The 14,554-nt window shown below is 33.8% G+C and carries 5 protein-coding genes and 2 pseudogenes; 5 read left to right on the top strand and 2 right to left on the bottom strand.

The features are described 5' to 3' along the window. Positions 1-24 precede the first annotated feature (24 nt). The 5 genes and pseudogenes from A6749_RS07900 to A6749_RS07880 all read left to right on the top strand — a co-directional run bounded on the left by A6749_RS07900 (position 25) and on the right by A6749_RS07880 (position 10,614). Entirely contained in the window at positions 25-4,635 is a 4,611-nt protein-coding gene (locus A6749_RS07900; protein ID WP_153043011.1) for a bifunctional 2',3'-cyclic-nucleotide 2'-phosphodiesterase/3'-nucleotidase, read from the top strand. 204 nt (positions 4,636-4,839) lie between these two features. Beyond that, positions 4,840-5,565: pseudogene (locus A6749_RS28830) on the top strand (serine hydrolase); the annotation flags it as partial. Between the two features lie 504 nt (positions 5,566-6,069). Next, a pseudogene (locus A6749_RS28825) lies at positions 6,070-6,549 on the top strand (C39 family peptidase); the annotation flags it as partial. Positions 6,550-7,431: 882 nt separating this feature from the next. Beyond that, on the top strand, positions 7,432-8,316 hold the full coding sequence (gene galU, locus A6749_RS07885; RefSeq protein ID WP_066387599.1) for a UTP--glucose-1-phosphate uridylyltransferase GalU: 885 nt from the start codon (positions 7,432-7,434) through the stop codon (positions 8,314-8,316). Between the two features lie 369 nt (positions 8,317-8,685). Then, positions 8,686-10,614: a DUF6270 domain-containing protein gene (locus tag A6749_RS07880; protein WP_066387579.1), complete on the top strand. Its 1,929-nt coding sequence runs from the start codon at positions 8,686-8,688 to the stop codon at positions 10,612-10,614. Between the two features lie 87 nt (positions 10,615-10,701). Here the strand turns inward: A6749_RS07880 and A6749_RS07875 are convergent, their stop codons facing one another. Both A6749_RS07875 and A6749_RS07870 read right to left on the bottom strand, forming a co-directional pair. Beyond that, on the bottom strand, positions 10,702-11,688 hold the full coding sequence (locus A6749_RS07875) for a hypothetical protein (protein ID WP_066387576.1): 987 nt from the start codon (positions 11,686-11,688) through the stop codon (positions 10,702-10,704). 195 nt (positions 11,689-11,883) lie between these two features. Continuing rightward, positions 11,884-14,544: a glycosyltransferase gene (locus A6749_RS07870; RefSeq protein ID WP_236719632.1), complete on the bottom strand. Its 2,661-nt coding sequence runs from the start codon at positions 14,542-14,544 to the stop codon at positions 11,884-11,886. Positions 14,545-14,554: the final 10 nt, after the last annotated feature.

Genomic DNA, 14,554 nt, shown 5'->3' with positions numbered 1-14,554 from the left:
ATTTTGTCGAAGGGTGGAGACAGAGTGAAACGACAAATAAAAAGAAATAAAGAGAGGAATATGAAGAGAAAATTGCTTAACGGTTCTTTGGCTACAGTGTTAGCGCTTACAACAATCCCGTTAAATATTTTTCCTCATGTAGCAAAAGCGGCAGAAGCTGCTGACAGCACGGTGAAACTGCGCTTGCTTGAAACAACGGACCTTCATTCCAATGTGATGGACTACGATTATTATCAAGATAAGCCAACCATTGAGTTTGGGCTGGATCGTACTGCGAAACTCATAACACAAGCTAGAGCAGAAAGTGTTTACGACAATAACAGCAATTTAACGTATGAACAGAACTCCATGTTATTTGATGCGGGTGACTTGCTTCAAGGAAATCCTCTTGCTGATTATGTGGCAAAGGTGAAAAAACTAGGGGAAACGGAGCAGCATCCTGTTTTCAAAGCGATGGACATTCTAAAATATGATGCTGGTATCCCAGGTAATCACGAGTTTAACTACGGTTTGGATTTCTTGGACAATGCATTAGAGGAAGTTCCATATAAATTTGTAAACGCAAACATCTATGTGGATGACCATGACAATGACCCCACAAATGATAAAAACTATTTTACGCCTTACCAAATCCTTAATAAAGAAGTAATTGATGAAGCAGGAAACAAACAAACGATAAAAGTAGGGGTTATCGGTTTTGCTCCACCGCAAATTATGCAATGGGATAAAGATAATTTATCTGGTAAAGTGATTGCTAAGGATATGGTTGCAACCGCTAATAAATTCATTCCTGAAATGAAAAAAGCAGGTGCGGATATTATCTTAGCCATTGCTCACTCAGGCTGTGACATTGCGTCGGAAGGAAAAGAAGAAGCAGAAAATGCTGTGTATTCTCTATCTAAAGTTTCAGGAATAGATGCACTTCTCTTTGGACATGCACATGTTAACTTCCCAGGTGATACACAATTTGATGGTAAAGAGGATAAAGGAATCGATAATAAAAAAGGCCATATTAACGGTACTCCAGCCATGGAAGCGGGCTTCTGGGGCAATAACCTTGGTGTTATGGACCTTACATTACAGAAAGTCAACGGGAAATGGGAAGTGTCTAATTCTGAGGCAGCCCTTCGTCCGATATTTAAAACAAATGCTGACAAAACCAAAGTGGCACTTGTTGATGGTCCGGATCAACGAATTGTTGATGCTGTAAAAGATTATCACGAGGGAACATTAGAATATGTACGGGGGAAAATTGGAGAAACTTCCGCCCCAATGTATAGCTATTTTGCCCAAGTCCAAGATGATCCAACAATCCAAATTGTCAATAATGCACAAATTGATTATGTGAAAAAATGGATTGAAAGTAAGAATCCAGAACTGAAGGATATTCCTATATTATCGGCAGGTGCACCATTTAAAGCTGGTGGACGTAGCGGCCCATCGTACTATACAAACATTCCTACAGGGGAACTTTCCATTAAGAGCGCCAATGACTTATATTTGTATCCAAATACCTTAAAAGCAGTTGAGGTGGATGGAGCAACGGTAAGAGAGTGGCTGGAAATGGCTGCTGGTCAATATAATACAGTGGATCCAAATAAAACAGAACCGCAAAATATTATTGATGAAACGTTCCCTTCCTATAACTTTGATGTTATTGATGGGGTAAAGTATCAAATAGATATCACGCAAAAGCCTAGATATAATAAAGATGGAGATTTAGTCAATAAGGACTCTCATCGAATTGTTAATTTAAAAATGGCGGATGGAACATCGATAAAAGACGATCAGAAATTTATTGTGGCAACAAACAATTATCGTGCTGGCGGCGGCGGTAACTTCCCAGGCTTAAAAGGTGGAATTGGCAAAGTTGTAGTGGATTCACCAGATGAAAGCCGTCAGGTATTAATTGATTATATTCAAGCACAAGGTACAGTGAACCCGACAGTAGATAATAACTGGTCTTTAGCACCTGTTAATAATTCCGTTCAATTAACTTTCAAGTCTTCACCAGATGCGAAAGAAATCGCTGATGTTTCCAAGAACATTAAATCGATTGGTACTGTATCAGATGCGAATGGGACGTGGGGTAATTATCAACTTGGTAAAGATATTCATGTTCAATTGCTGGGAATTAACGATTTCCATGGGCAGTTGGATTATTCTACAACCGATAAGGCTACTGGAAAGAAAATTGGCGGAATTGAATACTTAGCCGGTTACTTGAAAGAAAGAGAAGCAACCAATCCTGACAATACACTAAAGGTACAAGCAGGTGACTTAGTTGGGGCAAGCCGTCCAGTATCTGCCTTGCTCCAAGACGAGCCAACTATTCGCTTTATGAATGAGTTAGGATTTGATGTAGGTACAATCGGTAACCATGAGTTTGACGAAGGCGTAACGGAAATGATGCGTTTAATCAAAGGTGGTGCTCATCCAAAAACCGTTGAAAATTATGGGCCATTTGAAGGGGCAAATTTCGATTATGTCGTAGCTAATGTTGTCGATGAAAAATCGAATGATCTTATTTTGCCGCCATATGCAGTAAAAGAAGTAGACGGCGTGAAAATCGGCTTCATCGGTGTTGTCACTACCGATACACCAAATATTGTAACGAAAAGTGGTGTAGAAGGCGTTAAATTCACGGATGAAACTGAGGCTATCAACAAATACGCAAAAGAATTAAAGGAGCAAGGTATCAGAGCGATTGTTGTTATTACTCATAATCCCGGAACTTCAAAGCCTGATGGTTCAGATCCAACAGGTGAAGTGGTGGAAATTGCGAAAGCGGTCGATCCGGAAGTTGACGTGATTTATGGAGCACATGACCATAAGTATTTGAACTCAACTGTAAATGGAAAATTACTTGTCCAATCTTATTCGTATGGAACAGCATTTTCTGACGTTGATTTAACGATTGATCCGGAAACGAAAGATATTGTCTCTAAAAAAGCCGAAATTGTAACAACCTTCCAGGATGAACAACATCTTGATGCAAAAGTTAAAGCCGAGCTTGACCAATATCAAGCAGATATTGCACCAATTGTGAATGAAGAAGTTGGTACTGCTTCTGATGATATCACACGTACAGCTAATGATGCGGGAGAATCTGCATTAGGTAATTTCATTGCTGATTCCATGCTGGCTGCCGGAAAAACTGATTTTGCCTTTATGAACTCAGGCGGTATTCGTGATGATATTAGAAAAGGTACGGTAACATGGGGACATTTATTTGCAATCCAGCCATTTGGCAACGATCTCGTGACGTTGAAATTAACAGGGGAGCAAATCCGTACTGTCCTTAACCAGCAATGGGTACCAGATAGAACAAGAATTATGCAAATTGCAGGTCTAACTTATACATGGGATGATCAAAAGCCAATAGGTGAAAAGGTAGTCGATATCTTCTTACCAAGTGGTAAAAAAATTGATCCTAAAGCGGAATACTCCGTAACGATTAATAACTTTATGGCTGACGGCGGCGATGGTTACACGGAATTTATCAATGGTAAAGATCGTGAAACCATTATGACGGACTTTAAAGCTCTTTATGATTACGTAAAGGCGCAAACGGAGAGCTTGTCTGCTCAAATTGAAGGCCGTATAAAAATGGTCGATTCAACAACAGCACCAATTGTTATAAATAAACCAGTCGTGAAGCAAGTAAGCGATAAAGATAAAGTAGTTCACGGAACAGCTCAGCCAGGCTTAACGGTTATTGTTTCAAGCAAAGAAGGGGTACTTGGAAGTGGAAAAGTAAACCAAGCAGGGAATTTCTCGGTTTTATTGAAGAAGACACAAAAGGCTGGCACTGTTTTAACAGTTAAAGTGAAGGATGTTGAAACTGGAAATGAAAGCCAATCTGTAGAGGTAAAAGTTGTTGACAAAACGCCTCCAGCTAAACCAGTTGTCAATCAAGTCAAAGACTATGATAAGAAGGTAATAGGTAAAGCAGAGACAGGATCAACAGTCATAGTTAAAGCAGGCAAAACAGAACTTGGTAAAGCTGTGGCAAAGGACGGCAAATTTACCGTTACACTAAAAGCTGCTCAAAAAGCTGGAACAAAATTAACGGTGACAGCAACAGATAAGGCCCAAAACGTTAGTGCATCTGTAACTGTTACGGTTGTTGACAAAACACCTCCAGCTAAACCAGTTGTTAATCAAGTCAAAGACTATGACAAGAAAGTAACAGGTAAAGCAGAGACAGGGTCAACGGTTATTGTTAAAGCAGGAAAAACTGTACTTGGTAAAGCCGTGGCAAAAGCCGGAAAATTTACCGTTACAATAAAAACGAAACAAAAAGCCGGAACAAAATTAACTATTACAGCAACAGATAAAGCTAAAAATGTTAGTGCACCTGTAACTGTAAAGGTTATTGATAAAACGGCACCTGCACCTGCTAAAGCAGGAAAGGTCACGATTAAAACAACTAAAGTAGTAGGTAAAGCTGAGGCTGGTGCTAAGGTTGAGGTACGAGTAGGAAAGAAATTAATTGCCTCTGCCACTGCTGACAAAAAAGGCAAATACTCCGTAATCATCAAGAAACAAAAAGCAGGCACTGTTCTTACCATTACTGTAAAAGATAAAGCAGGTAATGTTAGTAAGGCGACGAAAGTCAAAGTAAGTAAATAATTCAATAGAAAAGAATGCCTCCGAAATTTTTTCGGAGGTATTTTTTTGGAGTTGTATATTATGCAGCTCACCCTTTTGCAAAATATCAAATAGTAAAAACTATATAAATATATGGCTAAATTTGCTAGAATAATAGAGATAAAATACCAAGATATGATAAAAAAGGGTGGGGAATAGGTGAAGATAGGACATATTTTAAAGGGAATGCTCGTCGTGCTTTTAATGCTAGGGCTTATTTTGCCAGGTTTAGATGCAAGTGCAGAAGCAGCATCATCGAACTTTTCTACAAAACTATCTACTGAGTTGAAGAACTACATAAAAAAATCAGGCGGCACGGTTACACTTCAGTATAAGGATCTAACAACAGGAGTAGTTTTTCAAATAAACGGAAAAACATCGGGGCGCGCAGCAAGTACGATTAAATTGCCGCTTGCGATCTACATAATGGAGCAGGCCTCCCAGGGGAAAATTGATTTAAATAAAAAGCTTAAATACAAAAGCTATCATTATTATGGCGGCAGCGGCATTATTCAAAAAAAGAAGGTCGGGACTTCTTTTACCATTAGGGAACTGGTGAAATATGCGATGATTTACAGCGATAATATCGCCTTTATCATGCTGAAGGAATATGTCGGCCAAGACAAGTTTATCAAATATATGAAAAGCCTGGGCGGTCAGTATGCTTATCCAAACGGCAGTAATTTAACTTCCGCTAATGACTTAACGATTTATGCAAATAAGCTGTATCAATTTTCGGCGAAGAGCTCATATGGAAAAGAACTTGTCGGCTATTTGAAAAAAACGGTCTATAATACAACGATTCCCCGAGGAATTAAGGGAGTTTCTATTGCTCATAAAGTAGGGATGATTCCGGCGGATAGAATTTATAATGATGTGGCAATTGTTTACGACAAAAAGCCGTTTGTACTGGCAATTATGACGAAGAATATATCTTATGAGAAGTCACAAAAGGTAATCGCTGACTTAGCGGGGATTGTTTATAAACACCATAAGGCGAGGCCAGCTGCCAAAACGACAGCACCAAAGGAAACAACCCAATCACCAACGACTGTTGAAGTGAAAAATGGTTATGAAAAAGTTTATTCAGGAGGCAAATTAATTAAGATTAATCAATTTTATCCATCGACAAAACAAATTAAGTATAGTTTTTATCTAAATAGCGACCAGACGATAAAGTATGCGGCAGAGCTTGAAAAAAAAACGCAAAAGATTATCAGATATTATCACTATTACCCCAAAACATCCTTTGGCCAGCATGGGGACAAGATCCAATTTCTTTATGATGTGAATACATCCGGGTACGTGACGAAGGCAACGGAGAAAGAAAAAGGCACAAAGAGAGTATTGGGCTGGATTTACTATAAACCGAAAACGGTCTACGGACAGCATTCTAACCAAATCAGCGGTAAAACAATAAATGTTCCTATAATTAACCAAAGACCGGAACTGCCAACAGGCTGTGAAATCACCGCTGTTACGATGATGCTCCAGTATAAAGGGGCAAAAGTCAACAAAGTCGGCCTTGCGAAGGAAATGCCGCGGCACTCATCAAATCCAAACTACGGATATGTCGGCAATCCATTTACGAAACGTGGCTGGACGATTTATCCCCCGGCTTTAATGAAGTTGGTCAAAAAATACGCAGGCAGCTCTGTTAATCTAACCGGCAAAAGCAATACAACGATTGAAAAACAGCTGTTCAAAAACAAACCAGTCGTGGTGTTAGTATCACCGATGCACGGATTCTCCGTGCATGCCTTAGTACTAACTGGATATGATCAAAGCAATTATTATTTTAACGATTGCTGGACAGGTAAGAAAAATGTTAAAATCAGCAAAAAAGAGTTTAATCGGATTTGGGGGAATCAGAAAAAGAGAGCTATATCCTATTAGAGACAAAATAATCTTGGTTTAAAACAAATATGGAATGAACTTGATACGTTATCGAGTTCATTCCAAATAAGTTTAACCATTGCCTCAAGAAATACGCATTCTAACTGTTTCCATCTTATGCGAGCTTTTTAGTTCATTGGAGATTTGAAGCAGTTTCATTTCATATTGCTTTCTCGAGTTCCGGACAACAGTATCAGAAGGGACTTTAGTTATGAAATGATATTTAAAAGATTCTAAGGCAACGAGAATCCCTACAATTAGTCCTATGATGAAAAAAAGGAACGCCCAGATTGCAGAAGCAATGAAACCACTGCTAGTATATATTGCCAGGTATCCTTTTAATGTAGTAATAAATAAAAAAATAATAATGAGATACATGTATTGTTCCGACATTACAGAGACACGTAAAATCTCCTGCTTAAATAAATGGTTTATTTTTGAATGTGTTCATATTCGCCTTATCAGAACCGTAACTCTTGTAGAGGGCTATTTCATATTAATATTTGCAGTAAAAAGGGGTAGTCTTTTTAAATTTATGTTCGATAGAATTAAGAAATTTTTAAATAGGATATATTGCGAAACTGTATAAAGAAAATAAATTTTCTCTATATGTTTTAAACGTTATTTAAATCCCATTAAGGAAGATCATACTCCTTTTTGGGTTTTTTTTATAACTCGAAATGTAAAATTGTTTCCAACTGTGAAATAGTACTAGAAACAGAAGGGAAAATATAGTTTAAATAAACATGTAAAAAAATTTACAAAAGTATTACAAAAAGTTGTGTTGTTTGACAAAATTAAACAAAATAGGTATATATAATAAGTTAATATTACGTAGAAAAAAATATATAAATAGAATTATTTATAAAAGGAGACATTGGAATGAAAAAAGTACGTAAAGCAGTAATTCCAGCAGCAGGATTAGGGACACGTTTTTTGCCTGCTACAAAAGCCATGCCGAAAGAAATGCTACCAATCGTTGATAAACCAACGATTCAATATATAGTAGAAGAAGCAATTGCTTCAGGAATTGAAGATATTATTATTGTCACAGGCAAATCAAAAAGGGCAATTGAAGATCACTTCGATAATACTCCGGAATTAGAACAAAATCTTCTTGAAAAAGAAAAGTATGATTTATTAAATGAAGTACAATATGCTGCTAATCTTGCTAATATCCACTATATTCGACAAAAGGAACCAAAAGGTTTAGGTCATGCCGTGTGGTGTGCTCGAAAGTTTATTGGCGAAGAACCATTTGCAGTTCTTTTAGGTGCTGATATTGTTCAAAGTGATACCCCATGTCTAATGCAGTTAATTAATGAATTCGAAGAAACACAATCATCAGTTATTGGAGTACAACAAGTGCCTGATAATGAAACCCAACGCTACGGCATTATTGATCCTGCTTCACAAACTGGACGTCGTTATCAGGTATTTAACTTTGTAGAAAAGCCAAAACAAGGTACGGCTCCGTCTAACTTAGCAATTATGGGAAGATATGTACTTACACCTGAAATTTTTAAGTTCTTAGAAAATCAGGAAACTGGTGCTGGCGGCGAAATTCAGCTTACAGATGCGATCCAACAATTAAATACTATTCAGCGCGTGTTCGCTTATGACTTTGAGGGTAATAGATTTGATGTTGGTGAGAAGATTGGATTTGTAAAAACAACCATAGAATTTGCATTGCAGCATGAGGACCTTCGTGAGGAAGTTTTGGAGTATATAAATGATATTCTTACAAAGGAATTGGTTTTGAACTAGATTTAACATTAATAAATGGAGAGCCTATAAAAAGGGTCTCCAATTAAGGTTACCCTCTCTTAAATAACAAGGTAGGTTTTTAAGAACTAATTTAAATAAAACTTTACAACTAAATTTGGTTTAATAGTATGATTTAGTGGAACTTTCTTTTAAAATTTAATAAAATCCATTTCAAAGCTCCATATGCGTATCATTTTAGAATATTTCAATAGTATATATGTTCTTTTCTTTCTAATAGTTAATTCTAGTGTGTTACTCAGGAATAATGAAATAGATGGAATTAAAAGGAGGGAGTAATACTTAAATTGTATTTTTTAAATATTTTTTAAGTATGCAAAGTAATTTTATTTTGATAAAGGAGTTTTACATATGATTATTGAAAATATCTCAATTTTTGGAGATACTCTAATGATTTCGTTTGACGAATTAGCAGACGAAAAAATTATGATAAGTAATAAACTAGAAGACCGAGTGGCTCCAACAGTGTTACCGAAAATATATAATCTTTCCCATCAGAATAATAATGTAAGGATAAATATAAAAGATTTACTTGAAAAATTTTCAAAATCTACCCGTTTGCAATTATATGTACTAAGCCGGGAAAGTAATAGGTTAATCGATTACTCCTCAAGTGAAATAAATGAGTTGATTAAGAAAAAAGAAACCTATATTGTAAAAGTTGTTTGTAATCAAAACAAATTATTTTTAGATGTTGAATTTCCGGTTGAAACGTTAAATGCAGAAGTAAAACAAATTTCGCATTCAAAATTTCAATTTATAGGTAAAGGTGACTTTTCCGGGTATATTGTTTCCGCTAGGAAAAGGATTAGTGGAAATGTTTTTGATTATTTCCCTGATGATATTGAAATTCCAATTATTGATAATAGCTTTAGTGTCGATATGTCAAGGTTAACTGCTACTCCGATTTATGATGGAGATATATATGATTTTTATTTAAAGAATGAAAAAAATGATTATTTTCAAATCAGGGTTAATAATTTGGAAGGGAAATTTTACAAAGTAAATCAGTCAATGAAATTTAAGTTTTATAAAACAGGTAGGGAAACTTTGGCTATTCATTTTTCTCCTTCAATGAATTTCTACGCAATGGAAACGATAATAACTCCAAATACTTTAACAGTTAAAATAAATCAAAATTTTAATCAGGTAATTCCCAACGGTATTATTAAATCAATACTTATAATAAATTATAGTGAAAAGGGTTATTTAAAAACAGACTTTCTTGAATTTGAATTGAAAGAAGGAATAGAATTTTCTCAATTTCAAATTCCTCTCGATATTGCAAAACTTTGTGAGGGGTTTTCAAATAGATACTTTTTATTGGGAATAAAAGTTCAAGAGGAAAACAAACAATTCGTCCACTTAATCAAATATACTAATAGTGGAGGTTTCATTTCTTCAATTGATGGGTTAGAAATAAGTGGAAAAGACGGAATTCAAAATGAATGTGTTATCCAATGTCTTAAAGTAAAATCAAATAAACCAATAAATCTTGCAATATTAGGATCCTGTTACACAAGAAGATTATTTTCATCAAATGCTTTTTTTAATAAGGAATATAAAAACAGATATGAAATTGTTCTTACACAGTTCCATTCATCTTTAATCAGTTTGGCAGATGATAAAAATACAAAATTTAACCCGGAGCTATTTAGTGGATTTCATCCTATTGCGTTGGATTATGTTAAAACAGATTTTGAAAAGTCCTTTTTTCAAAAATTAAGAGACACAAAACCAGATTATTTTCTAATGGATGCATACACTGATTTTCAGATGGGAACATTTATATTTCCAGACGGCAGGAAAGTTACAGGTTCAACCTATATTCAAAAGAGAGGAGACTTTTTGCTTACGGAAAATTTAGAGGGGGTTCGATACATATCACCCTATAATTGTTCTAACTTTTTTGATATTTGGCAAGAGAGCGCAAAACTATTTTGCGAGAAACTAATTAAAGTAATACCCGAAGAAAAGATGATCATCCATTTTATTAATCCGAATACAAAGTATAAAGATAAATCTGGAAATATAAAAAATTATTCATCCAATTTAAACAGGACAAAATCTCTTATTTTTATTGCTGATTATATGCATAATTATTTAAAAAAGTTATTACCTAAAGCACAAACGATAGACAGTAGATATTTACCTTATATAGGAGATGAATCTACTCCTGATGGACTGCTAATCCACCACTTTGAATCAGGTTATTATAAAGAGGTATTGAAGTTAATTGATGAAGCAATTGTTAAAGCTATAGCAGCGAATAAAAGCTAAAAAACTTTCATTTCATTTATACTAATAAAGCAAATAACCTCCAAAGGGTTAAATTGGAGGTTATTTGCTTTATTAGTAATTTTAACCTTAATTAATATGTAAAGATTGCCTATTAATCAAAATCCCATCCATAACTCCCGTTAAAACAATGATTGTTTTTCCATTAATAATTTGTACTAATGCAGGATATAAGATACCATTATATTTATACATAAATATACCTTCATTTTCAAAGTCGTAGTTTAAATTGTTAGAAATAAGATTGGGATAGGAATTTTTAATCATATTTGCATAAGAAGAACGATTAAAATAGAAAACATTCTCAACTTTTCCCTCAAAATTAATAACACTAATTGCAGGTTTTCCGTTTCTTCCTCCTTGTGAAAAGATAATTAAATCGCCATAAATAGTCAACCCCTGTGGTTTTTCGAATAATACCTTCTTATTGTTTAAATGAATGGTATGAAGCAGCTGTGGAGTGCCTTGCATTACGCTTTCAAAATCATAAACAAAAATTGAATCTATTTTAGCATTGCAGGTCACGATATACTTTTTATTAAAATCATATCCAATTTTTGACCCTCCTAATAAAGTAAAGGACCGCTCTACCTTATTTTTTGTATAGTTAAAGATTGAGATTTTATCAGCAGGGATTTGTCGAACAAAAAAGCATAAATCTCCACTACTATTTTTAAACCACGGTAATCCCTCGGCATATGTGTTAGTTTGTATCGGCAAGTATTTTGAGCCTTTTATTTTTCCAGTCGACAAATTACGTATTTCTATTGTTAAAACGGTCCCACCATTGGATTGTCTAGCAATGTATAATTCATTTTCTTTTTGATTCACAGAAGCACCCTGTATCCAGGTCGTTGTATCAATTTCATCACGAACTGGAAAAGTAAGAATAGGTTTTTGATAATCTAAATACCTTAATTGAAAACTTGCACTCGAGTTAAGGTCCTTAGCTGCAAATCCTGACTTTTCATTATTCCCATTTTTGCAAAAAACAAAAGTGAAAATAACACCTATAATAACTATTAAATATATTGAGAAAGAGTATTTACCTTTCAAAATATAATCTCCTCTCTCATTATTCAATTGGGTGTAATAATTCTAATGAAATAAAAATATTAACCAAATTATTCTAATGGAAAAAGAAAAACAGTGCAAATGCATCTACGATTTGCACTGTACCCTTATTACCACAAAACTAAACGAAGTATTGGCCTTTTGTTATTATCTGACAAATCACATTTTCAGTTTGATTTAATTAATATTATTATAGAACATATTCATCGCTTCTTTATTATATTTACGGTAGTCAAATACCTTATAAGTCGGCTTTTCATTCATCACTTTTTCCATACCAGAAACTAAACCGTTTATACTATTTTCTACAATTTCACCATAACCATTTTCGAGAACACTTCTATTCCCCGGTATATCTGTAGCGATAATTGGCTTATTTAAAATCAAGCATTCTAATAATACCATTGGTTGACCCTCATGATTTGATGGAAGAACAAAACAATCGCAATCTTGTATAAGTGGGAAAGGATTGTCCAATTGACCCACTAAATGTATTTTATCCTGTAATTGCAATGAATCAATTTCCGCTATTAATTCATCTTTCAATTCGCCAGTCCCAATTATATACAATTCAATATTTGCATTTTTTTCATAAAATTTAGCGAATGCGTGGATTAATTTCTTTTGATCCTTTTCAGGAGACATACGTCCCATTGTTACAAAATTATATACTGACTTATTTGGAACTTGCTGTCCTTGGATATTAATCATATCATTTTGTTGAGTAATTGAATTACTTGTAATATAAAACTCTTTATCAGCAATTGCCATAGTATTTCTTAATTTAAGTGAATCTAATACATAATTATAATTAATGGAATTATGAACATACACCATTTTCTTATCGCTATTTAAAACTAAATGTTCAAGTTCTTTTTTATTCTTATTTCTAGTATGCTCTGCCACTGAAACAACATAGTCAAAATAATTATAAACAGGAAAAATAACATTTAGGTTTTCCTTATGCTTATAATGATCAGATACTACCTTTTCATATTCCTCCATCATCTCGTTGTGTTGGAAAATTAGCTTCTTTTTATTGTCATTTACAGCAAATAACATAGTCCAAAATTTCACATAACCACTAAAGTCAATAAGAATATCAAACTTTGAATTCCCAAACATTCTTTTATATTCTCTTTTATACATATCAATAATTTCTTCATCTAAATAATCTTTAGGACCTTTTCTATAGAATTGTTCGGCACCATAATTATATAAATAGTTTTGCTTATCTACTTCATTTAATAATACATTCATGCTTCCAATTCGATAATATTTTTTCACATTTTCATTTAATTTATTGAAATTTTTGGAGCTTTCTTCATCATAATTTGCTTTATCAGCAACCATAACATTATATTTATTATAATCAATATTATTCATTAGGTTTATTGCGGAAGTTGTTACTCCGTTATTTAAGAATCCACCACAATAAATAAGAATATTAGTCTTATTGTCAGACACAGTATAAGTATAACTTTCATCATTATTAAAAATTATATCTATTACCCGTTTTGAACTATTTCCATCTTCCATATAGGAAAACTCATTGATACATTTTTCTGTTTTTTCTTGATAAATGTCTTGATACTCATTAGCTGTTAGGACTTCCCCAATAAGTTCATTAATATCCCTACATATTGGACCTGGCATATCTTTTAGGTCTAAATAGAATCCCCGTTCATTTTTGTACTTTCTTTGATCATGTGCATAAAAAATTATAGGCTTTTTCGTAACCATAAAGTCAAAAAATATACTAGAATAATCTGTTATAAGTAAGTCAACAATACTTAAAAGCTCATTAGTATCAATACTATCTGGAACAATGTTTAAATCTAGCCCTATATCTTTAACATATTTCTGCATTAGTGAATGTACCCTAAGTAGGATTGTATATTCACTACCAATTTTTTTATTTAAAATCGTCATATCTTCAATTATCTTATTTATTTCACCAGAAACATTTCCTACTTCACCTCGCCACGTTGGGGCATAAAGAATTATCTTTTTATTTTTTTCACAACCTAATTGCTTTTTCAATTCTTTATTTTCTTCAAAAACTAGGTCCACTCTAGGGTATCCTGTTTCGGCTATTTTTCCTTTGTAGATACCACGTAAATCATGTGAATCAATTATCTTGTCTGCAGTAAATTTATTAGGATGAATAAGGTAGTCCGACTGTAAAAAGTTCCTCATTAAATTTTTATGTTGTCCTAAGGAACCTTTCATATCTTTCCCTAACGTTTTTAACGGAGTTCCATGCCAGGTATTTACATATACTTGACCTTCCTTTTTTATAAAATAAGGTGGGAATGATGTATTATTTATTAAATACTTACAACTTGCTAAATAACGTAAATATAAATCACTATTAACTGTTACAAATTCAACATTAGGAAGTTCAAAATATTCTTCCGGACAGTTATTTAAATCATTTAGTGCCCATACATGATGATATTCAGAAAATTTTGGATCCCTTATTAGCTGCTTAAAAATAGCGTAAGGGTTACACCCCATAGTTTTCCCATGAAAACTTTCATATAAAATTGTCTTGTCTTTTATTGTCAGAGTTTCGTAGTAATTTGTATAATCGACTTCACGTCTAAAAGTTGCATTTGTTTTATATTTTTTTGCAGTATTACTAGAAATTTGTCTATTACGTTCTAAAATAACCTGTTGTTTTTCTCTTAGTTCAGTGTCTATTAATGTATTCAAATTGCTTTTCTTTTTAACCTTTTTTGGCTTTCTTTGTTCTGATACGATAATTTGATAACCTGTTAACTTTTCTACTATATTCTTTGCCTTCTTAAGTGGAGCTTTCATTTTTTTATTCACTTTTGTGTCC

This window comes from Neobacillus mesonae, assembly GCF_001636315.1.
Taxonomy (GTDB): domain Bacteria; phylum Bacillota; class Bacilli; order Bacillales; family Cytobacillaceae; genus Neobacillus; species Neobacillus mesonae.
Note: the sequence above shows the minus strand (reverse complement) of the source record. Positions and strands in the feature narration are given on the sequence as shown.